The following is a 20953-nucleotide window of genomic DNA, read 5'->3' on the forward strand; positions in this document are numbered from 1 at the left end:
GTCGCGGACCTTGTCCACGAACTGCGGATCGTTGGACAGCTTGAACGTGTCGACCTGGTGCGGCTTGAGGTTGAACGCCTTCCAGATCCGCCCGACCGTGGAACGCGACAGCCCGCTCTCGGCCGCCATCGACGCACGTGACCAGTGCGTGGCATCGACCGGCGTCCGTTCCAGCGTGGCCACCACCACCTGCTCGACCCGCTCGTCGGTGATCTTCCGCGGGGCGCCGGGACGCTGCTCGTCGACCAGTCCTTCGAGCCGCTTGTCCAGGAACCGGCGTCGCCACTTGCCCACCGTCTGCGGCCAGATCCCCAACTCGGCCGCGACATCCTGGTTGGACTTGCCGTCGGCGCAGCCGAGCACGATCCGGCACCGCTGCGCCAACGCCTGCGACGACTTCGCCCGCCGCGCCCAACGTGTCAGCGTCTCGCGTTCCTCGTCCGTCAACGTCACCACGGCCACCGGCCGACCCCTGCGAGCCATCCGGCAACCCTACAATTCATCAACGAACTTCAGGCGCAGGACACTAGTAGGACTTTGTTAGTTTGATCAGGGTGGTCGCTGGTGGCATGTGGGGCATCGACCGGTCCAGGTCGCCAGCAGGACCTGGAGCGCGTGCAGAACTTTGTAGAAGGTCAGGCCGCCCCAACGGCTTTTGGGTCGCTGGAACGCAACTCGGTCAGGAACAGGTGTGCGGCCGAGACCAGGGTGACGTGACGATGCCAGCCGGTGAACGACCGGCCCTCGAAGTGGGTCAGACCCAGGCCGGTCTTGAGTTCGCGGTAGTCGTGCTCGACGCGCCAGCGGATCTTGGCCAGGCGCACCAGGGTCCTGATCGGGGTGCGCCAGGGCAGGGTGGACAGCCAGTAGTCGGTCGGCCCGGGCGCGCCGGCCGGCCATTCGGCCAGCAGCCAGCACTGCGGCAGGCTGCCGTCCTCCCCTCGGGGGATGTCCCGGTTGGCCGGGCGGACCCGCAACGCGACGAACCTCGACCGCATCCGCGCGGTCGGGTCGCTCTTGGTCTTCCTGCTGCCCTGCCGCCAGGTCACCTGACGCGGACGGGCGCGTCCGGCGGCCCGGACCAACTCCGCCAGGGTGGTGGGCTTGTCCTGGTAACGAGGCCGTGGCGGACGGCCGCGCCCGGAATAGGGCGCTGCCGTGGGTGCGGCGTCGGCGGGGTGGGCCGACGTGCTGCCCTTGACCGCCATCACGTAGCCGATGCCCCGCCGGTCCAGTTCGAGCCGGAAGGCGGTGTTGTCGCCGTAGCCGGCATCCACGCACAACACCGGCGGAACATGGCCCCGGGCGGCCAACCCGTCGAGCATCTCCAGGGCCTGTCGCCATTTCGGGGTGTGCCGTTGATCGTCGGGAATCGCGCACCGCGAGCGGCGTGCGGCGATCAGGGCGGCCTGATCCGGGTCGCCGGCGCGTTGGTCGTCCCAGCTCTCGGGCAGGAACAGGCGCCAGTCCAGTGGGGCCGAACAGGTGTCGGTGACCGCGTGCACGCTGACCGCGATCTGGCAGTTGGTCACCTTCCCGGCGGTGCCGGTGTACTGGCGGGACACGCACGGCGAGGCGTCACCGTCCTTGACGTGCCCGGTGTCGTCCAGCACCCACGCATCCGGGGCCACCGCGGCAATGGCCCGCTCGGCCAGGCGACGGCGCACCGCGGTGTGGCCCCAGGTCGAGGAGGTGATGAACTGCTGCAACCGCTGATGGTCAACACCCAGACGCTCGGCCATGGGCTGCATCGACTTCCGCCGCCCGTCCAGCATCAACCCGCGCAGATACAACCCGCCGTTGAGTCGCTGCTCCCGCCGGGAGAAGGACGCGAACACCTCACCGGCGAAGTCTTCCAGGCGCTCACGCACGGCCTCCAACTCTGCTGGGAGCATCACAAGATCATCCCACACTCAACCTCGAACTAACAAAGTCCTACTAGGTCGGCGATCGGGTACCTGCGCCACTCGGCCCAGGGCAGACCCGGAACCCTCGCGTGGCGATGTGCCGCGGTGGCACAGTCGTTCATGGCGATGAGCAACGTGATCAGGGGGTGTCGGTGGCGACAGCGGAACCGGAGCGGACGGACGGCTCCCATCGGGTCCACGTCCACAACGACCTGTCGGGGACGGTGACCGGGCCGGTGGCGCAGGTCGGCGCGCTGTACGGCGACCTGCACGTCCACTCGACCTCATCACCGGCCGACGCGCCCGCGCGTGTCCTGGGCCGGATCCCGCCGCGAGCCAGCTGCTTCCGGCACCGCGCGCTCCCGGGACCCGCCGACGAGGCGCTGTGGGTGCTCACCGGCATGGGTGGCGCGGGCAAGACGCAGTCGGCGGCCGAGTACGCGCGACGCCGCCTCGCGTCCGGCGATGTCGACCTGGTCGTGTGGATCGCGGCCTCCTCACGGGACGCGATCGTCTCCCGGTACGCCGAAGCCGGTGTCGAAGTCGCCCAGGCCCGGGCCGACGATCCCGAACTGGCCGCAGAGCTGTTCCTCGGCTGGCTGGAGACGACGCCGCGACGGTGGCTGGTCGTGCTGGACGACCTGACGAGCCCCGCCGACCTGACGGGGCTGAGACCGCCGGCGTCGGGGCGCACCGTGATCACCACTCGTCGCCGTGACGCCGCGGTCGCCGGGCTGGGTGGCCGGTGGGTGGAGGTCGACGTCTTCACCGAGGACGAGGCGGATTCATACCTGCGCGCCGCCCTCGACACGCGGTTGGCCGACGACGTCGCCGGAGTCGTCGCCGATCTCGGCCGGCTGCCCCTCGCGCTCGGGCAGGCCGCCGCGTACATGCTCGACCAGGACGTGCCCTGCGGCGAGTACCGACGGCGCTTCGCCGACCGCACGAAGCGCCTCGCCGACCTCGTGCCCGCGCCCGACGCGCTGCCCGACGAGTACCGCAGGACCGTGGCCGTCACGTGGTCGTTGTCGATCGAGGTGGCGAACGCCCAGCACCCCACCGGCTTGGCCGGTCCGGTGCTGGAGCTGGCCGCCCTGCTGGACCCGGGCGGGATCCCCAAGATCGTGTTCACCACCGAAGCCGCCCGCCTGTGGCTGGGCCACGCCCACGAAGCCGGGGGATCGCCGGGGCTTGACGTCGACACCACCCTCGCCGCGCTGCGCCGCCTGCACCTGTTCAGCCTGGCCGTCGTCGACGCCGAAGCGGTGCGCGTGCACGGCGTGGTCCAGCGCGCCGTCCGCGACCACCTGCCGCCCGGCCGCCTGGCCGAGCTGGCCTGGGCCGCGGCCGATTCCCTCGCCGACGCCTGGCCGGACGACGGCCGGGAGCCGGACCTGAGCCAGAGGCTACGCGCGAACACCGACGCCCTCGACGGCTGTGCCGGTGAGCACCTGTGGACCGCCGACGAGTACCACGAAGTCCTGGCCGTGGCCGGTGACAGCCTCGGCGAGGTCGGGCAGGTAGCCGCCGCCGTCGCGCACTTCGCCCGGCTGGAGGCCACCACCACCGAGCGGCTCGGCCCGGACCACCGGCTGACCCTGGGCGTCCGCGGAAAGCTGGCCCTGTGGCGCGGAGACAGCGGCGACCTGCGCGGCGTCGAGGGCGCGAGGCAGCTCGTGGCGGATCGGCGGCGGGTGCTCGGTCCGCTCCACCCGGACACCCTCACCTCCCGGCACACCCTCGCGCGCCAACTCGGCCTCGCGGGCTACCCGGCGGACGCGGCCGCCGAACTCGAACAACTGCTCGCCGACCGCGTGGCGGTGCTGGGACCCGACCACCCCCACACCCTCACCACGCGGCACAACCTCGCCGCGAACCGCGGGGAGGCCGGTGACGCCGAAGCCGCCGTCACCGCGTTCGACGCGTTGCTCGTCGACACCGAACGGGTGCTCGGCCCCGAGCACCCCGACACCCTCAGCACCCGCCACGAACTGGCGCGGTGGCGGGGCACGGCCGGTGACCCGGCGGGCGCCACCGCCGCGTTGGAGTCGCTGCTGGTCGACCGGGCCCGCCTGCTCGGCCCTGACCACCCGTTGACGCTGACCACCCGCGGCGAATTCGCCCAGTTCACCGGAATGGCGGGGGATCCCGCGGGCGCAGCCGCCGCGTTCGAGTCGCTACTGGCGGATCGGCTGCGGGTGCTCGGCCCCGACCACCCCGACACGCTGTACACGCGGCTCGATCTCATCGGGGCGCGTGCGCTGGCGGGGCAGGCGACGGACGGCGTCGCCGAGCACGAGCGGCTGCTCGGCGACATGCTGCGGGTCCTCGGCCGGGACCACCCCTACGTCTGGCACGCCTGCCTGAGCCTGGCCATCCTGCGGGAAGGTCCCGGCGATCCGTCGGTGACCGCCGTGGACGAGTTGCTGGCCGCGTGCCTACGCGCTTTCGGCCCGGAGCACCCCGACCTCTGGCAGGTCCGCGCCCGCGCCGTGGTCGTCCACGCCAAGGCCGGTGACGCCGTCGCCACGGTACGGGCCCTCGAAGGACTCGCCGTCGACTCGGCCCGGGTGTTCGGTGCCGACCACCCGGACACCCTCCGAGTCCGGCAACAACTCGCCCGGTGGAAGGTGACCGCCGGCGACACCGCCAAGGCCGTCGACACCACCGCGCACCTGCTGGAGGATCGGTCGCGGATCCTCGACGAGTAAGCGTGATCGATGCTGCATGCCGTGCACCTGAATCCACGGCTGGGGTGCGATCCGCGATTGGTCGGACGTTCTTCCGCTGCACATTCGCTACGGCAGGAAGCTGGACGACGCCCCCGGTAGCCGGTCGCCCGGCGGTGACCTCACACCGAGCGCGGTCGGGCCGGACCGCGGTTACCTGTGGGTGGTCAGGCGGCGGGTGAGTGCTGCGGCGGTCTTGGCGGCGCGGTCGACGCGTAGCTCGCTGACCCGGCACAGCGTTGCGCCGAGCCCAACCCAAGCGGCTGGCACGGTGACGGTGTGGCCGGCGGCGGCCGTCGAAGAACGTGGTCGAGCGCAGCAGCCAGCCGCCGGCTCCGGGCGGCAGCAGTTGGCCGAGTTCGCCGGACCAGCCAGGCAGCATCTCCGGTGCGGTCGCCGTGCCCAAGAAGGGTTGCCGACGAGTATCGAGCCGATGACGCCGATCCTGATGCCTGCGTACCCGAGCAGGGATTGCGGTCCCAGCGAAGGCGAGTGCTCCGACGACCCGGCGAAACCGTGCCGCGGAAGAGCCTGGTCAGCAGCACCGCGGCCAGCAGACCGCCCATGGCCAGGGGCAGGGCGCCGGCGGCCATGCCGGCGCCGCGCGGGTCGTCGGCGGGGAGGGCCGTCCGGCTGTGGTGATCGCCAGGTGGCGTCGCGTCCCGGCAAGGGGTTGGAAGTGGACGACTTCGACGGGTGGTGTGGGCGAAGTGGTCGGACAGCGCGGCGGTGTAGTCGTCGTCCGGGTTTCGTTGGACCATAGGGTGAGTACGCCGCCGGCCCGCAGGCGTTCGGCGAGGGGGTGTCGGTCGTTGGTGAGATGCCGTCGGCCTGGTCTATCCCGTGAGGCGGTCGGCGAGGAGTCGGAGCCTGGTCGCGGTGTGGAAGCGGCGCAGCCAGGTAGTGGGCAGCGTGGTGGTGCCCTTGCAGGCACCGGCGAGGGCGCCGGTCATGGCGGCGGCGGAGTTGGTGGCGCCGCTGGCGTGGATGGCGTAGCCGATCGCTTCGACCGGGTCGTCGGGGTTGCTGAGGAAGGCGAGCAGGGGCGGTGGGCATCGGGTTGTGCCTGGTGGTCATTGCCCGTGGGCTGGGCACGCTTGGTGACGTCGGTGTTCGTGGACGTGTGGGTGACGTCGTGCTGCGCGCGGCTCCGGTGGTGGCCGCGGGCGGCGTGCCGTTGCGGCCGGGGGACGACGTCGTGGTGAGGTTCAGGGTTCATGCCGAGCGCGGCTTGAGCGACGAGCTGGTGGCGGTCTACAGCGACGAGGTGCGGCGGGTTGAGCTGCGCTGGGACCGGGACTGTGACGGGGTCGCCGAACCAGTGGCGACGTTGCCGCTGGAGCATGGCGTGGTGCCCAGCGGTCGCGGTGTCGGTGCGGACTACCGGCTCGTGCTGGTGGGCCTGCGGGAGGAACACACCGTTGGGTCGACGGTGGTCGTGAAGTTCGACTTTGCCCTGGCCGGTGAGCTGACCGTCGCCGTTCCCGTCGCGCAAATGGCCGTGAACTCGGGTAGCTGCTTCGACGCCGGCGTCGTGTGAATTGCCTTGGCTCCCCGGAAACGAGCACGGTCTGCTTCACGTCGAGGAAGTCGCTGCGAGCCCGTGTTCGTGGCGTTGGCCGCCTGCCGGGACGCCCGGCCATGCGGTGGTCGGTCGTTCGGCGCCGACCACGGTGGCCAGTGCGTCGAGCGCCCGTGCCAGCCAGCTGTCCAGCAGCGGCTGGGGCAGGTGGGCCGGACCGGTCAGGTCGACCGCGACGGCGCTTCGCCCGGGTGTCATGCGCAGCACCCGCAGGACCCCCGTGTACGTCGTCGCTTCGTCGCCACCCCACTGGACCTTCAGGTGTCCCCAGTCGATGCGCACCCGCCGCTCGCAGGGCTCGTCGTCCGCGCCGTCGAAGGGCCACAGGCGCAGCAGACCGGGTCCGTACAGCTCGACCTCCGCACCGGTGGGCAGCCAGGAGTCCAGGTGTTCCAGGTCGGTGACGATGTCGAACACGACTTCGGCGTCGGCCGGCATGGTTCTCGTCCGTGTCGTCCGGGCGGGCACGCGGACCGCGGTCTCCGCTCCCCGGTTCGGTGTGGGCTCGCGGGTGGTGGGCTCGTGCAGCGTCATCGGCGTCCTCTCGTCGGGTTCACCCGATCCTCGGTCGGGGCATGTGCGGGTTGACCTGACGACCTGCTGACGATCTGCGGTCACCGGGGTGTGGGGATCGGTGTCGACGCCGTGGTGCTCGTCGGTGGGCGAGGCTCGGAGGATGTCTGGTCGGGGCGTTGGGTGACGGTCGGTGTGGGCAGCGGGGCCGCAGTGGAAGAGGTCAGCGGTCGTGGTTCGTTCTGGGCTGTGATCCCGCACGCTGTGAGCACGCTGCAGGCCGCGAGCGCTGAGCAACCGGTCAACAGGAGTGCGAGGGCGGTCGTCGTGGTGGTCCTCACTGGTGCGCCTCCGGGAGCTCCACGACGAACCGCGCCCCGCCGCCGGGACGGTCCTCGACCCAGACGGTGCCGCTGTGGCGGTGGACGTGTTGGGCGACCAGAGCGAGGCCGAGGCCGCTGCCGGTGTCGGTGCCGCGGCTGCCGGCGCGGGTGCCGCGGTCGAAGCGGTGGAAGATGCGCTCGCGCAGTTCGGGCGGCACGCCGGGGCCGGTGTCGTCGACCTCCAGTCTGGCGTGGCCGTCGTGGGAGAGGACCGCGACGCGGACCGCTCCGCCGGCGTGGCGCTCGGCGTTGTCGAGCAGGTTGTCCACCACGCGGTCCAGGCGGCGGCGGTCACCGAGGACCTGGGGGCCCGGTAGTCCGGGCCGGACCGGGACGTCGGTGGCGGGACGGGAGTCCAGCACGTTGTCGACCAGCGAGACGAGGTCGATGACCTCGAGGTTCGTGTCGTCGGCCTCCTGGTCGGCGCGGGAGATCTCCAGCAGGTCCACGACGGTGCGGGAGAATCGGTCGACTTCGGAGGTGAGCAGGTCCAGGGCGCGGCCGGCGGTGCCGGGTATCTCGGCGCGGCGGCGGCGCAGCACCTCGGCGGCGTTGACCATGGTGGTCAGGGGTGAGCGCAATTCGTGGCTGACGTCGCCGGCGAAGCGGGCGTCGCGCAGCACGCGTTCCTCCAGGGCGTCGGCGGTGGTGTTGAACGTGCTCGCCAGGCGCGCCAGGTCCGGGTCGGTCTGGGTGGGCAGGCGGGCCTTGAGGTCGCCGCCGGCGATGAGGGACGCGGCTTTGGTCAGCTCGGTCAGCGGGCGCAGTGCGCGCCTGCCGGCCCACGAGCCCAGCGCGACGCCGAGCAGCCCGCTGACCAGCGTGCCGGTGATCAGCAGGACGCTGAGGAAGCGGAAGGTGCGGTCCAGTTGCAGCAGCGGCGCGAGTTCGACGTAGGCGGCGTCGGCAGAGCTGATCGGCAGGCTCACCGCCAGCACCGGGATGCCGTCGACGACGAGTCGTTGGGTGGCCGGCACGCCGCGGCGGCCGAGGTCGACCAGTTCGTCGGGCAGGACCTGCGGGTCGATCTGTCGCCCGCTGGTGAGCACCTGACCCGACCGGTAGAGCAGCACGGTGGAGTCGGGGCCGGTGGTCAGGCCGGTGAGCAGTTCTTCGAGCCCGTCGGAGCCGGTGCGCAGGGCCCCGTCGACGAGGCGGACGTTGACCTCGGCCTGGCGGGTGGCGCTCTGCTCGCGCTGGCGCTGCATGTACCCCGAGGACAGGTTCCACACCAGCACCGCCAGTGCGCTGGTCAGCAGCAGCGACCCCAGTCCGAGCACGAGCGCGACGCGCCAGCGCAGTGAGAGCCGGGGCATCAGAGGTCGACCCGGTAGCCCACACCGCGGACGGTGACGACCAGCTCCGGGTCGTCGGGGTCGGCTTCGACCTTGCGGCGCAGGCGGCGGATGTGGACGTCGAGCAGGCGGGTGTCGCCGAAGTAGTCGTAACCCCACACGCGTTGCAGCAGCTGCTCGCGGCTGACCACCCGGCCGTCGGCCGAGGCCAGTTCCACCAGCAGTCGGAATTCGGTGCGCGTCAGGTGGACCTCCGCGCCCGCGCGCAGCACGGTGCTCGTCTGCGGCTGGATCTCCAGCTCGCCCACCCGGAGGACTTCGTCTTGGCGGCCGCTGCGGCGTAGCAGGGCGCGGATGCGGGCGGCGAGGACGCTGGCCATCAGCGGTTTGGTGACGTAGTCGTCCGCGCCCGCTTCGAGTCCGGCGATGACGTCGCTCGCGTCGGTGCGGGCCGTGACGATGATGATCGGCAGGTCGCCCTGCGCGCGCAGGGCGCGGCAGACCTCCAGACCATCGACACCGGGCAGCATCAGGTCCAGCAGCACCACGTCGAACGTCGTCGTCTTCAACAGGTCCAGGGCGTCCTCACCGGACACGGCGTCGGTGACGGTGAAGCCCTCGTCGTCGAGCGCGAGACCCAACGCCTGCCTGATGTGTTCGTCGTCCTCGACCAGCAGCACGGACAGCGTCATGCCTCGATTGTCAGGTCCGAACACCGGGAGCGCCTCGTGACGACGCACTGTGGCGGCAGGATGCAAGCCGATTGGAAGGTCGGTCGCGCCACGCGCCACGGGTCAGTGCCGGCGATTGATCGCGAAGCGGAAGCGCCCGTCGATGTCCATGCGCACGTCCAGCAGCTTGTCGCGCAGGTGAAGTGCTGCATCCGGCGCCATGAAGACACGGCTCCCGGTCGGCGCGGTGAGCACCGCGTCGTGCGCCGCGGGAGGGGCGGGAACGGCCAGGGTGATGGCCTGAACCCCGTCCCGGTCAGACCAACCGATCCGCAAGCCACCGTCGTTCCCGCTCGTGCGACCGGTCAGACCGGCGATCACCACGCCGGCCGCGTGGGTGATGTCCAGCACGGGGACTCCTCTCAAGCCTGGGGGTAGACGCCGAAGTGGATTCGGCCCGCGTGGCGCCTGCGCACGTCGAGCACCTTGTCCGACAGCGCCTGCGCGGCGCGGGGGTCGAGGAAGACACGCACCTCGTCACGGGTGACCACCACGTCGTCGACCGCGGGATACGGCTGGATGGACAAGTCGAAGTCGTGGCCGTCCGCCTGGTCGGCCCACGCGATCCGCAACCCACCCTGCCGGCCCACCCTGGTGGCCGTGGTCAGCTCGTCGATGGCCGAGGCGGCCGTCGCATCGATGTCGATCACTGTCGATTCCTCCGTGGCGTGTGGTCAGGTCACCTCCGAGGCTAGGTGTTGGTTCCTGCGATCGGACACGTCGGCGTTGCACCGCAAGGAGATTGTCAGCAAAGGTGGAGCGACAAGTGAATGGGCACGCGGCCCACGACTGCCGCGCGCGCCGGCATTCCTATCCGGACGGTGGCGTTGCGACATGAGGTCAGTCCTCGAAGTCCAGTCTGGCCCACACGGTGGTGGTCGTGTTCTGGGTGAGAATGCCCCATCGGCTGGACAGCGCGTCGATCAGCAGCAGGCCCGCCGAGAGCTGCCACGGCCCGACTCGCCTGCGCGCGTGGTTCCGAACGCTGACCACCATCGACTCGCCGAACTCGTCGAGGTCGAGTTTCAGCACGTAGGGCGGCAGGCCGTGGTTCACGGCGTTGTCGAACAGTTCCCCCGCGACCACGCCCACCAGCACGACGTCATTCTCCGGCCAGCCTTCCAGGCGCTCCTGGAGCCACCGCGCGACCTCCACCGGCGAAGTGGAGTCGTCGTCCTGGACCACCAGCACGACCGCTCCGTCACCCGCTGCCACCTGGCGATTCTCCCACCGCTGTGCGGATCACACCTGACGAGAACCTTGCGATCCCGGGCGTCAGGACTCGTCGATCACCGAGCGCAGGAACTGCCTGGTGCGTTCCTGCTTGGGCGCGTCGAACAGCTCGTCCGGTGGCGCCGATTCGATGATGCGGCCCTCGTTGAACATCAGGACCCGGTCGGACACGTCGCGGGCGAACTTCATGGCGTGGGTCACGCACAGCATGGTCACGTCGAACGTCCGCGCGACGTCCCGCAGCACGTCGAGCACCTCGGCGGCGAGTTCCGGGTCGAGCGCGGAGGTGACCTCGTCCAGCAGCAGCACGTCCGGCCGCATGGCCAGCGCGCGGGCGATCGCGACCCGCTGCTGTTGGCCGCCGGACAGCTGTGACGGGTAGGCGTCGAGCTTGCCCGCCAGTCCGACCATGTCCAGCAACCCCCGGGCGCGCTCTTCGGCCTCCTCCTTCTCCAGCCCGAGCACGTGGACCGGTGCTTCGGTGACGTTGCGCAGCACTCGCATGTTGGGGAACAGGTTGTACTGCTGGAACACCATCGTGGTGTGCCGGCGCATCGTCCGCAGGTGCCGTTCACCGGCGGCGACGAGGGTGTCGCCCCGCCGTTCGTGGAACAGCGGCTCGCCGGCCAGGGTGATCGTGCCGCTGTCGGGGCGGGTGAGGGTCATCAGCATCCGCAGGATCGTCGTCTTGCCCGACCCGCTGGGCCCGATCAGTGTGACCCGCTCGCCCGCGCGGACGGTGAAGGACAGGTCGTCGAGCACGACGGTGTCGGCGAACCGCTTGTCGACCCGGTCGAACGTGATCAACTCCGTGGTCATGCGACTTCCCTTCGGTACCGGTGTTCCAGGACCCGCACCGGCCACGCGATGAGGAGGGCGGTGATCAGGTACAGCAGCCCGGCCACGGTGATCAGTTCCAGGTACTGGAAGTTCTGCGCGCCGACCGCCTTCACCACGCTGAGCACCTCGGCGATGGTGATGACGGTGAGCTGAGGTGTGTCCTTGAACAGGGCGATGGCGTAGTTGCCCAGTGCGGGCACGACCCGTGGCACGGCCTGCGGCAGCACGACCCTGGTCCAGGTGCGACTGCGCGACAGGCTCAGCGCCTTGGCCGCCTCCCACTGCCCGGTGGGCACTCCGTCGATGCCCGCGCGGTACACCTCGGAGGTGTAGGTCGCGTAGTGCACGCCGAGGCCGATCGCGCCGGTCGCCATCGCGGACAGCTCGATCCCGACGGTGGGCAGCACGAAGAACAGGAAGAACAGCTGCACCAGCAACGGGGTGGAGCGGACGAACTCGACGAAGAAGCCGACCGGGAGCCGGACCCAGCGCTGGTGGCTCCGGCGCGACAACGCGAACCCGAGCCCGAGCACGAGTGCGATCACGTAGCCGATCGCGGCGGCCTGGAGTGCGATCACCAGGCCGCGCAGCAGAGGCGGCACGGCCTCCCACGCGGCCTGCCAGTCGAACGTCATCGCGCCCCCTCGGTGACCAGGGGACCGACGTGCGGCCCGCTGGAGGTGGTGGTTCGGCCCAGCGAGGCGGCCGCGCGCCGTTCGACCAGCTTCACCAGTCGGGTGAGCACCAGCGCGATCACGCCGTAGCCGACGAGCAGGCCCGCGAACGTGGCCGCGGTGTCACCGGTGGCGGCACGGACGATCTGTCCCTGGAACGTCAGGTCCTGGAGGAAGACCAGCGACACCAGCGCGGTGGCCTTCAGCAGCTCGACCAGCAGGTTGCCGAACGGCGGCACCATCGCCACGACCGCCTGCGGCAGCACCACCAGCCGCATCCGCTGCCAGGGCGTGAAGTTGAGCGCCGTGGCGGCTTCGAGCTGCGCGGCCGGCACGGAGAGCACCGCGCCGCGCACGACCTCCGCGCCGTACGCGCCGATGTTGAGCGAGAGTGCCAGCACGCCGGCGAACAGTGGCTCCAATTGGAACCCGAGGCCGGGCAGGGCGAACACGAGCCAGAACAGCACGACCAGTGCCGGCAGCCCGCGGAAGCCCTCGGTGTAGGCCAGCGCGACACCGCGCACCAGCCGGTTGGCCGACAGCCGGGCGAGCCCGGCGGCGAACGCGAACACCAGACCGAGCACCGCGCCGAACAACGTCAGTTCCAGCGTGACGAGCAGCCCGTCGAGCAGGCGCAGCCACAGACCTGTGGACATGGGTGACCCTCCCCCTCAGGCCGGGTCGGACCGGCAGAGCCGGTCCGCGGTGAGGTCGGTCATCTCGGACTCGGTGAACCCGAACGGGCGGACGATCTCCAGCAGCTCCCCGCTGCGCTTGAGCCCGTGCAGCTCGGCGTTGAACGCGTCGCGCAGCCGCCGCTGGTCGGGGCGGAAGCCGAACCCGCCCGCGCCGTACTGCTCCACGCCGTCGAGCACCGGCACGAACGGCTCGGTCAGCTCGACGGCCGCGTCCGGTCTGCGGGCCATCGCGTCGCGCAACGAGATCGCGGTGAGCAGGAAGCCGTCCGCGCGACCGGCCAGCAGTCCGTCGACCCCGCCGGCCTGGGTCGCGAAGGTCACCGTCCGGTCGGCGGGGACGCCGTACCCGGCGGCGATGTCGACCTCGAAGCTCCCGAGCAGCACCCCGAGCTTCGCCGTGCCGTCCTGGACGAAGTCCTCGAGCGTGGTGAAACGCCCCACGTCGCCGCGGCGCACCAGGATGGCCTCGGGCGCGTTGTAGTCCGGGTCGGAGAACAGGATCTGCTCGCACCGGGTCGGGGTGATGAACATGCCGGCGGCGATGACGTCGAACAGCCCGGCGCGCAGGCCGGGGATCAGCGCGCCGAAGTCCGACAGCGCGGGCACGAAGTTGTCCACCCCGAGCCTGCGGAACACGGCTTTGGCGACCTCGGGCGCCTCGCCGGTCAGCTCGCCGCGGCGGTCGACGTAGCCGTAGGGAGCCTCGTTGGCGAAGCCCATGCGCACTTCGCCGGTGGCACGCAGGCGCTCCAGCAGGTTGCCGCCGTGATCCTCGGCGGACAGGTCGACGGTGCTGCACCCGGCGGCGGCGAGCCCGGCTCCGAGACCGGCTGCCAGGAACAGGCGGCGGGACAAGTGTGAAGAAGACACGAAGTGGGATTCCCAACTTCGACGACAGGACGGTCCACCGCACCGCGACACGGCGGACGGACTCGGCGACCTTAGAGAAAGCGGCGGCGGACCGTCAACACCAAGCTCGTGCCGCGCCGTCGAACTCGACATGAAATGCTTATGCCGCAACCAGATTCTGGTATGTCACAGCGGATGGAGTCCGAAGTGGATGGTCAACCTTGCGGTTGCCTGACAGGTGGCGCGAGGTGTGCCCGCACGTTCCTCGCGGCTGTTACGTTCCGGCAGCATGTTCGCCGAACGGACGAAGCAGCACGGCGTGCTCCAGTCGGGCGCCGTGCCACCGCTCTCGGTCGGGCGACCGACCGCCGGCGACGGGGGCGCACTGTGGCGCCTGGCTGTCGACACCGGTGTGCTCGACGTCAACTCCTCGTACGCCTACCTGCTGTGGGTCAGGGATTTCGCCGCTGCCTCGGCGGTCGCCCGAGCGGGTGGGGAGGTCGTGGGCTTCGTCACCGGCTACGCCCGCCCGGACGCGCCAGGAACGTTGTTCGTCTGGCAGGTTGCCGTGGCAGAGCGGCACCGGGGTCGCGGCGTCGCGCGAGCGATGCTGGACGACCTGGTCGGCCGCGGCACGACATTTGTCGAGACGACGGTCACGGCGACCAACGAGGCGTCGATCCGGCTGTTCACCGCGCTGGCGCGCGACCACGGCGTCCGGCACACCTGTGAGCCGCTGTTCACCGAAGACCTGTTCCCCGATTCGCACGAAGCCGAAGAACTGCACCGCCTCGGGCCGTGGCCGGGGTCGCCCCGCACTCGAACACCAGGAGAGACGTGAGCATTTTCGCCAGCCTCGAGTCCGAGGTCCGCAGTTACTGCCGCAAGTGGCCGGTGGTGTTCGACCGCGCGGTCGGCGCGCACCTCTACGACGAGGACGGCGGCGGCTACCTGGACTTCTTCGCGGGCGCCGGCGCGCTCAACTACGGGCACAACAACCCGGTCCTCAAGAAGGCCCTGATCGAGTACCTGGCCGAGGACCGGATCACCCACTCCCTCGACATGCACACCACCGCCAAACGGGACTTCCTGGAGGCGTTCGACGAGGTGGTGCTCCAGCCGCGCGGTCTGGAGTACAAGGTCCAGTTCCCCGGACCTACCGGCACGAACGCGGTCGAGGCGGCCCTCAAGCTGGCGCGCAAGGTCACCGGTCGCGAGTCGGTGGTCAACTTCACCAACGCCTTCCACGGGATGACGCTCGGCGCGCTGTCGGTCAGCGGCGACTCGATGAAACGCGGTGGCGCGGGCATTCCGCTGGTGCACGCGACGCCGATGCCCTATGACAACTACTTCGACGGGCAGTACCCGGACTTCCTGTACTTCGAGCGGTTGCTCAGCGACGCGGGCAGCGGCCTCAACGCCCCCGCGGCAGTGATCGTGGAGACGGTGCAGGGCGAGGGCGGCATCAACGCGGCCCGCTTCGACTGGCTCGCGGGACTGGCCGCGCTGTGCCGCACGCACGGGATCCTGCTGATCGTGGACGACGTGCAGATGGGCTGCGGTCGGACCGGCCCGTTCTTCAGCTTCGAGGGCTCCGGGATCGTGCCCGACATCGTCTGCCTGTCGAAGTCGATCGGCGGGTACGGGCTGCCGATGGCGCTCACCCTGGTGCGCCCGGACCTGGACGTGTGGGAGCCGGGGGAGCACAACGGGACGTTCCGCGGCAACAACCCGGCGTTCGTCACCGCCACCGCGGCACTGCGCGAGTACTGGGCCGACGACCGGCTGGAGAAGAGCACCAAGACCAGGGGCGAACAGGTCGAACGGGCGCTGCAGGACATCTCCGCGACCGTGCCCGGCAGCGTCGCGAAGGGGCGCGGGCTCGCCCGCGGCCTGGCGTTCGAGGAGACCGGACTGGCCGGCCGGGTGGCGGGCGCGGCGTTCCGGCGCGGCCTGCTGGTCGAGACCTCCGGCCCGGACGACGAGGTGGTCAAGCTGATGCCGCCGCTCACCCTCACCGACGACGAGCTCGAACGAGGACTGACCCTGCTCACCGAGTCCGTGCGCGAGTGCGCCACCACGGGAGGAGCGCCGTGATCGTCCGTTCGCTGCACGACCTCGACGGCACCGACCGCGATGTCGTCACGCCCAACTGGCGCAGCAAGCGCATCATCCTGGCCGGGGACCGGGTCGGGTTCTCGATGCACGAGACCGTGCTGAAAGCGGGCACGGTCAACGACTTCTGGTACGCCAACCACGTCGAAGCGGTGCTGTGCGTGGAAGGCCACGGCGAACTGGTCGACAAGGAGACCGGCGAGGTCTTCGCGCTGCGCCCCGGCACGCTCTACCTGCTCGACGGGCACGAGCGCCACCAGGTGCGGCCCGTCACCGACATCCGCGCGATCTGCGTGTTCAACCCCCCGGTCACCGGACGGGAAGTGCACGACGAACGCGGCGTGTACCCGCTGATCCGCCTGGACGAACAGGGGAACGGCGACGACCCGGCGAACCTGCCGTCCGACGAGGAGACCCGCGCATGACCACGACCACGGACCGGTACCCGACCCGCACGGCGACCGAGGCGGCGCCGATCACCCGAGCCGAGCCCGTCGTCTGGGGCGGGGAAACCTCCGGGCCGCTCGACGCCGGAACGCTCGCGTCCTACGACGCCAAGGGCTTCCTCACCGTCGAGAACCTGCTGAGCCCCGAAGAGGTCGACCTGTTCCGCGACGCGGTCGGCAGGCTCCGCGCCGACCCGGTTGTCCGCGCCGACGAGCGCACGGTCGTGGAGAAGCAGTCCGACGACGTGCGCTCCGTCTTCGAGGTGCACCGGATCAGCGAACTGGTCGCCCGACTCGCCGCCGACCCGCGGCTCCTCGACCGCGCCCGCCAGATCCTCGGCTCGGACGTGTACGTGCACCAAAGCCGGGTCAACTTCATGCCTGGCTTCACCGGCAAGGGCTTCTACTGGCACTCGGACTTCGAGACCTGGCACGCCGAGGACGGCATGCCGCTGATGCGCGCGGTGAGCGTGTCGATCGCGCTGACCGACAACTACCCGTTCAACGGCGGCCTGATGCTGATGCCCGGCGCCCACCGCACCTTCGTGCCCTGCGCCGGCGCGACACCCGACGACCACTACCGGTCGTCGCTGAAGGAGCAGGAGATCGGCGTCCCGAGCCGGGCGCACCTCACCGCACTGGCGGACGCGCACGGCATCGAGCAGTTCACCGGCCCGGCCGGCTCGGCGCTGATGTTCGACTCCAACAGCATGCACGGCTCGGGCAGCAACATCACCCCGTTCCCGCGCTCCAACATCTTCCTCGTGTTCAACAGCGTGGAGAACACCCTGGTGAAGCCGTTCGCCGCGGCCCGACCGCGGCCGGACTTCGTCGCCTCACGCGACTTCACCCCGCTGAGCTGACTTCGGAAGTCCGGTGTTCGTCACGCCGCGGCAGTCGGGGGAATCCGCGGCATGGTGGTGCGGGACTCGCGGAGGGCGGCACCCCGCCGGGAGTCCTGCACGACTCGTCTTAGATGTCCACAGAGGACAAATGGGGTTCGGGTCGTCACGCCGCGCCGTTGTGCCGATATCCGCCGGGCCGTCCCGCAGGTGCCCAAGAAGATCAGCATGGTCCTGATCGATGCCTTCGCCAGGTTCGTCGAGGCGGGCGTGGTCCTGTGTCCGGACGACGTTCGCGTGCTGATCCGACGACCTCGTGGCGGTGCTGGTGCGCTTTGCCAGGGTGGTGCTCAGGTGCGTGCGGTGATCATGGCGTCGAGCCGGTGTTGGGCCAGCCGGTGCAGCATCTCGGCCAAGGCCTCCGGTTGGATCTGCCCTTGCAGGTCTTCTCTGGCGGTGACCACGGTGCGAGCCACGACTGTCGAAGAGACGCGTCCTCGGAACTCGGCGGTCAAGGCGCGCACGGTGTCACGACAGACGGGATCCCGTCGGTGCTGGTCGGCGATCACGGCTGCTCCTCTGTTCGGGTCGCTCCTTCTATCCTCCGGGAAAACGCAGGTGAAGGACCTAACGAGTGCCTGACGATCGTCGGGCCGCGGACCGCGAGTGTCAGCAGCATGCGGAACGGCTCCCACTTGCCGCACTCGGCTCTCATCGCAAGGTGAACGCAAGGTCGTACCGCGGAGTTGTCGACCACAGTGATGGGGAGTCCGCGAGACGATGAGAGCGACACCTCCTCTTGCCGTAGTTCGAGCCAGGAAGTCGACCGCCAGCGCCGTGACCGCTTTCCCTGTTGAGGAAGATCCTGCCGCTCTGCTCCTGATCTGCGACGATTGCGGTTGTCGATTCGACAACCGCAGCGCCGATGAGTGGGTCGTGCTGTGGCACCGGGCGGTGGTGAAAGGCTGGGCGGGCCGGGACCGGGCGATCGGCCCGCACCGCTGTGATTCCTGTGCGGTGTGAGATCGACAATTCGCCGTTACGACTGTGGTGCTGGTCGGCATCGCTGACAGCCGCGTAGATCGGGTGTAGGTCGGAGTGAAAGCTCAGCCTCCACGTCCCGACGGCAGGGATGCTGCTTGCGCTGAGGTCGTGGGCGGGTTCTGCCGCAGGGCGGCTCCCTGCTGTGGACAGGATGGGAAGCCGATCATCGCTGCGGAGTGAAGCGGGGCAGGCGGCACTCCGCCACAATCGAACGCGATGGGGGCGTGCCGACCAGACTTCCCGGCGCTCCGCGCGACCAGATGCCGAAATCGGGCAGAAGCGCAAACCGGACGGTCGGCGTAGCGGGATCGGTGTCCGCATCGATACGGTGTCGGGCGCTGTCACCATGATCGGGACCACGCCCACGGGTCGGGGCGAACGGGGTCAGGCTGGTGGCGTAGAGGGCGAACCCGGCGTTTTTGAAGGCCGACACCGCGTGGAACACTCCTCCGTAGGCTGCGGCGACCTCGCCGCATACTGTCAGCCTCCCGCCGTTCCTGATCGACAGGGGTGCTCCCGCCTCGACACCCACGACCACCCGCATATCTTATCACTGTCGAACAGGAAACTGCTCCGCCGTCGACGTCGGAAACAGGGCTGGGCAAATCGCTCCGGCTGTTCTCTTCGAATTGGGGAAGGACGTGTCGGATGTTTGCGGTCGTCATTAGGGCGTCATCACCGGCGCTGGAGTTCGGGTTACTGATTGCGTAGGAAGGCCGACCCGCCGGTTCCGGCCGGCCTTCCTGTCAGGCTCGACGGGTCAGAACAGCACCGTGGCGCAGCCGACCCTGGGACCGGCGGTGCCCGCCTTGCCCGGCTCGGTGGCGGTGCGCTGGGCGTGGATCACGACCGAGCCCGCCCGGCGGTCGGCGAACCGCCACGGCACGACCGCGCCGACCACCGCGCGGCCGCGGTCGTCGGTGGTGGCGTAGGCCGGGTCCACCGACGGCTGGTTCGGGTCCACCACGTGCTGGTGGTGGGCGCCGGCGTCGGTGGCCATCGCGCCGCACGGCCGCTGGTGGGCGTGCGCGCCGTAGGTGCGGTTCGGGACCAGGCCGTACACGCTGAGCAAGGTCTTCGTCGAGCGCCGCACCGGGGTGGCCACGACCATCACCGCCGCGCCGGATGCGATCAACGCGGTGTCGTAGGTGTAGGCCTTGGTCGCGGTGTCGGGGGTGGCGAAGCGGGCCACCGTCACCGCGACACCGGAGTTCTGTGCGACATCAGAACTTTGCGCGACATCGGCGGACGCCGTGGGCGTCACGATCGCCGCCAGCAATCCGCCGACGAACAGAGGAATCAGACGTTTCACACTCGTCCTTTCGGTAGGGGCGGCGTATGTCCGAAGCTAGCATCGGTGGTCTCTTCATGCCTCACTGTGAGTTCACCGTAAGCAGACCGTAATTCGTGTACAGGAAACTCTTCAACTTAACTGGAGATATTGAGCCCGCATGTAGAACTGCTGCAACTTCGCGTCTATTGACCAAGTCGCCAACGGTGCAGCCGTCGTGGCTATGGCCGTATTGCTGCTGACGAGGGCTCCGGTCACTTGACACCATGTCAGGAGGTGACGGCCCGCCATCGGGCGACTTGCCGACGGCAAACGGTGCTGCGGGCTTGCCGTTCTTGGCGTTGGTCACCGACACGGTGTCCGACCCCGTGTTGGTGATGTAGGCGAAGCTGTCGTCGGGCGCCGCCGCGGAGCCCTCGGGCATGCGCTGGACCTTGACGACATCGAGGGGTTTGGCAGTGGGGCCCAGGACGCTGACGGTGTCCGAACCGGTGACCGCCCGTTCACCGGGCCGACGGCGAGGCTTCACATCCCCCCTGGGGTTCGGATGTCTTTCAGGTGTGGCCGGTCCAGGCCCGGTTCCGGTTCCGGTGGAACGGGTTCCGGCGGAACGGGTTCCGGCGGTTCCCGTGGTGGGGCTGTGACCGGCAGTTCTCTCAGCTCCCCGCGCGGCTCCTCGGTCATCACGTCGGCGAGGGTCAGCACGTTGAGCGCGCTGTCGGCGGGCGGTTCGGTGGCGTTGGTGAGGGCGTCTTCGAGCGCGTGGGACAGTTGCGGCTCCGTCAGGTCCTTGGTGGCGAAGTCGCGCAGGCACTGGCATCGCGCGAGCTGGTTCTCCGCCGCGCAGGACATGACGCCCACGACGCGGATCGCCTGGGCGAGGGATCGGAGCGGGATCGGTTCGACCAGGGTGCGCGTCGCGACCTCGGCGATGGTCTCGGCCACCAGCTCCGGAACCCCGACGATCCCGGTGGCGATCCACCTGATGCCGGTCTTGACCGAGTTCGGTATCGGCGCGAGGCCGTTGGCGATCGCGCTCAGCGTCGTGCACCGGTCGGCGGGCCACAGTGCGTTGCGCGCGTACTCACCGGCCTCCCGCACTACCCCCTTGGCGACAGAGGACTCCAGCCCGCCCTCGATGAGGTCGGCCACGAACTTCGACGTGATCCTCATCCGAGCGGTGTGGTCCTCCGGCAGCTCCAGATCAGCCGAAAAGGGGATCGGCGCATCCACCGGGGAGGCAGGCTCGACCACGACCCCGGCCGGGCCCGTCCGGATTCGTTCGAACGGGTGGTCCCGGCACTCGTCGCAGCCGCTCCCGTGCGGCCGGAGCACGCTGCGCGTGTCGTCGGGGCGAGTGTTCACCTGCCAGATGGACGAACAACCCAGACAGGTGAACAGGTCCACCTCTGTCAGCTCGTCCCGCTCCACCTCGGTGGCCTGGTAGTCCTCGCGCAGTAGCACCTCCTTGCGCAACGGCGCCGCGAACGCCCGCCGTTCCTCGACTTGCCGTCGCAAGTCGGAGACTTGCCGCTGCAAGACCGCGATGCGCTCGTCACGCCGTAGGAGTTCCCGGCGCTGATGTTCCCGGAGCTCCTCGATCACTTTCCGCGCGGCCCGCGACTCCTCCTGCACCCCGTGGTCGACCGCGGCCCTCACCAGGCGGCGGAACGGCGCCACGTCCAGCAGGAAGGCCCACAGCGGATCCCACATCGGCCCACCGTACCGCCGGCGTGATCGCCTCTGTGACGTCCGATTGCGGTGAGCAGGCCGGTGAGTGG

The 20953-nt window shown here is 70.0% G+C and carries 25 protein-coding genes; 7 read left to right on the forward strand and 18 right to left on the reverse strand.

Annotated features, from left to right (window positions below):
• Together ADK67_RS32555 and ADK67_RS32560 are read right to left on the reverse strand one after the other, a co-directional pair.
• On the reverse strand, window positions 1-483 hold a 483-nt coding region (locus ADK67_RS32555; RefSeq protein ID WP_157621007.1), incomplete at its 3' end, for an IS630 family transposase.
• A 152-nt stretch (window positions 484-635) separates the two neighbouring features.
• Window positions 636-1895: an IS701 family transposase gene (locus ADK67_RS32560; protein WP_053720394.1), complete on the reverse strand. Its 1260-nt coding sequence runs from the start codon at window positions 1893-1895 to the stop codon at window positions 636-638.
• Window positions 1896-2059: 164 nt separating this feature from the next.
• On the opposite strand from ADK67_RS32560, the gene fxsT reads away from it, so the two are divergent.
• On the forward strand, window positions 2060-4618 hold the full coding sequence (gene fxsT, locus ADK67_RS32565) for an FxSxx-COOH system tetratricopeptide repeat protein (protein WP_157621009.1): 2559 nt from the start codon (window positions 2060-2062) through the stop codon (window positions 4616-4618).
• Window positions 4619-5472: 854 nt separating this feature from the next.
• On the opposite strand, the gene ADK67_RS55455 is transcribed toward fxsT, so the two are convergent.
• The gene (locus ADK67_RS55455; protein WP_082404165.1) at window positions 5473-5679 is read right to left on the reverse strand and encodes an ADP-ribosylglycohydrolase family protein; all 207 of its coding nucleotides are present in this window, start codon (window positions 5677-5679) and stop codon (window positions 5473-5475) included.
• An 80-nt stretch (window positions 5680-5759) separates the two neighbouring features.
• Here ADK67_RS55455 and ADK67_RS32570 point away from each other — a divergent pair, with 80 nt between their 5' ends.
• Window positions 5760-6176, forward strand: a complete 417-nt coding sequence (locus tag ADK67_RS32570) for a hypothetical protein (protein ID WP_053720396.1) — start codon at window positions 5760-5762, stop codon at window positions 6174-6176.
• Between the two features lie 36 nt (window positions 6177-6212).
• Here ADK67_RS32570 and ADK67_RS32575 read toward each other — a convergent pair whose 3' ends face one another.
• The 10 genes from ADK67_RS32575 to ehuB form a co-directional block, all read right to left on the reverse strand.
• Window positions 6213-6752: an SRPBCC family protein gene (locus tag ADK67_RS32575; protein WP_053720397.1), complete on the reverse strand. Its 540-nt coding sequence runs from the start codon at window positions 6750-6752 to the stop codon at window positions 6213-6215.
• A gap of 316 nt (window positions 6753-7068) precedes the next feature.
• Window positions 7069-8430, reverse strand: a complete 1362-nt coding sequence (locus ADK67_RS32580) for a sensor histidine kinase (RefSeq protein WP_157621011.1) — start codon at window positions 8428-8430, stop codon at window positions 7069-7071.
• Entirely contained in the window at window positions 8430-9101 is a 672-nt protein-coding gene (locus ADK67_RS32585) for a response regulator transcription factor (protein WP_053720398.1), read from the reverse strand. Before ADK67_RS32585 ends, ADK67_RS32580 begins: the two co-directional genes overlap by 1 nt.
• Window positions 9102-9203: 102 nt before the next feature.
• Window positions 9204-9491 (reverse strand): hypothetical protein, encoded by a 288-nt coding sequence (locus ADK67_RS32590; protein WP_053720399.1) that lies wholly within the window; start codon window positions 9489-9491, stop codon window positions 9204-9206.
• Window positions 9492-9502: 11 nt separating this feature from the next.
• On the reverse strand, window positions 9503-9790 hold the full coding sequence (locus ADK67_RS32595; protein WP_053720400.1) for a hypothetical protein: 288 nt from the start codon (window positions 9788-9790) through the stop codon (window positions 9503-9505).
• Between the two features lie 190 nt (window positions 9791-9980).
• A complete protein-coding gene (locus ADK67_RS32600; protein ID WP_053720401.1) occupies window positions 9981-10355 on the reverse strand; it encodes an ATP-binding protein in 375 nt (124 codons plus the stop codon).
• 60 nt (window positions 10356-10415) lie between these two features.
• Window positions 10416-11180, reverse strand: a complete 765-nt coding sequence (gene ehuA / locus ADK67_RS32605) for an ectoine/hydroxyectoine ABC transporter ATP-binding protein EhuA (protein ID WP_269436082.1) — start codon at window positions 11178-11180, stop codon at window positions 10416-10418.
• A gap of 8 nt (window positions 11181-11188) precedes the next feature.
• Entirely contained in the window at window positions 11189-11848 is a 660-nt protein-coding gene (gene ehuD, locus ADK67_RS32610) for an ectoine/hydroxyectoine ABC transporter permease subunit EhuD (protein WP_053720403.1), read from the reverse strand.
• Entirely contained in the window at window positions 11845-12543 is a 699-nt protein-coding gene (gene ehuC / locus ADK67_RS32615) for an ectoine/hydroxyectoine ABC transporter permease subunit EhuC (protein WP_053720404.1), read from the reverse strand. Before ehuC ends, ehuD begins: the two co-directional genes overlap by 4 nt.
• Window positions 12544-12558: 15 nt before the next feature.
• Complete coding sequence (ehuB, locus tag ADK67_RS32620) at window positions 12559-13455, reverse strand: ectoine/hydroxyectoine ABC transporter substrate-binding protein EhuB (RefSeq protein ID WP_063797805.1); 897 nt, start codon at window positions 13453-13455, stop codon at window positions 12559-12561.
• A gap of 268 nt (window positions 13456-13723) precedes the next feature.
• Here ehuB and ectA point away from each other — a divergent pair, with 268 nt between their 5' ends.
• Genes ectA through thpD form a run of 4 tightly spaced genes read left to right on the forward strand, consistent with a single transcriptional unit; the run spans window position 13724 to window position 16858 of the window.
• Window positions 13724-14275 (forward strand): diaminobutyrate acetyltransferase, encoded by a 552-nt coding sequence (gene ectA / locus ADK67_RS32625; protein WP_053720405.1) that lies wholly within the window; start codon window positions 13724-13726, stop codon window positions 14273-14275.
• On the forward strand, window positions 14272-15531 hold the full coding sequence (ectB, locus tag ADK67_RS32630; protein ID WP_053720406.1) for a diaminobutyrate--2-oxoglutarate transaminase: 1260 nt from the start codon (window positions 14272-14274) through the stop codon (window positions 15529-15531). The genes ectA and ectB overlap by 4 nt, the downstream gene beginning before the upstream one ends.
• On the forward strand, window positions 15528-15974 hold the full coding sequence (locus ADK67_RS32635; RefSeq protein ID WP_053720443.1) for an ectoine synthase: 447 nt from the start codon (window positions 15528-15530) through the stop codon (window positions 15972-15974). The genes ectB and ADK67_RS32635 overlap by 4 nt, the downstream gene beginning before the upstream one ends.
• Entirely contained in the window at window positions 15971-16858 is an 888-nt protein-coding gene (gene thpD / locus ADK67_RS32640; RefSeq protein ID WP_053720407.1) for an ectoine hydroxylase, read from the forward strand. Before ADK67_RS32635 ends, thpD begins: the two co-directional genes overlap by 4 nt.
• Window positions 16859-17187: 329 nt before the next feature.
• Here thpD and ADK67_RS32645 read toward each other — a convergent pair whose 3' ends face one another.
• A complete protein-coding gene (locus ADK67_RS32645; protein WP_053720408.1) occupies window positions 17188-17406 on the reverse strand; it encodes a hypothetical protein in 219 nt (72 codons plus the stop codon).
• Between the two features lie 268 nt (window positions 17407-17674).
• Here ADK67_RS32645 and ADK67_RS51450 point away from each other — a divergent pair, with 268 nt between their 5' ends.
• Window positions 17675-17860 (forward strand): hypothetical protein, encoded by a 186-nt coding sequence (locus ADK67_RS51450; protein WP_157621013.1) that lies wholly within the window; start codon window positions 17675-17677, stop codon window positions 17858-17860.
• A 184-nt stretch (window positions 17861-18044) separates the two neighbouring features.
• On the opposite strand, the gene ADK67_RS52865 is transcribed toward ADK67_RS51450, so the two are convergent.
• The 4 genes from ADK67_RS52865 to ADK67_RS32655 form a co-directional block, all read right to left on the reverse strand.
• On the reverse strand, window positions 18045-18419 hold the full coding sequence (locus ADK67_RS52865) for a potassium transporter TrkG (RefSeq protein ID WP_197289731.1): 375 nt from the start codon (window positions 18417-18419) through the stop codon (window positions 18045-18047).
• 222 nt (window positions 18420-18641) lie between these two features.
• A complete protein-coding gene (locus ADK67_RS32650) occupies window positions 18642-19193 on the reverse strand; it encodes a superoxide dismutase (protein ID WP_197289730.1) in 552 nt (183 codons plus the stop codon).
• Window positions 19194-19254: 61 nt separating this feature from the next.
• Window positions 19255-19596: a YncE family protein gene (locus ADK67_RS51460; RefSeq protein ID WP_157621015.1), complete on the reverse strand. Its 342-nt coding sequence runs from the start codon at window positions 19594-19596 to the stop codon at window positions 19255-19257.
• A 101-nt stretch (window positions 19597-19697) separates the two neighbouring features.
• The gene (locus ADK67_RS32655) at window positions 19698-20885 is read right to left on the reverse strand and encodes a hypothetical protein (RefSeq protein WP_053720409.1); all 1188 of its coding nucleotides are present in this window, start codon (window positions 20883-20885) and stop codon (window positions 19698-19700) included.
• Window positions 20886-20953 lie beyond the last annotated feature (68 nt).

This window comes from Saccharothrix sp. NRRL B-16348 (genome assembly GCF_001280085.1).
In the GTDB taxonomy this organism is placed as follows: Bacteria; Actinomycetota; Actinomycetes; order Mycobacteriales; family Pseudonocardiaceae; genus Actinosynnema.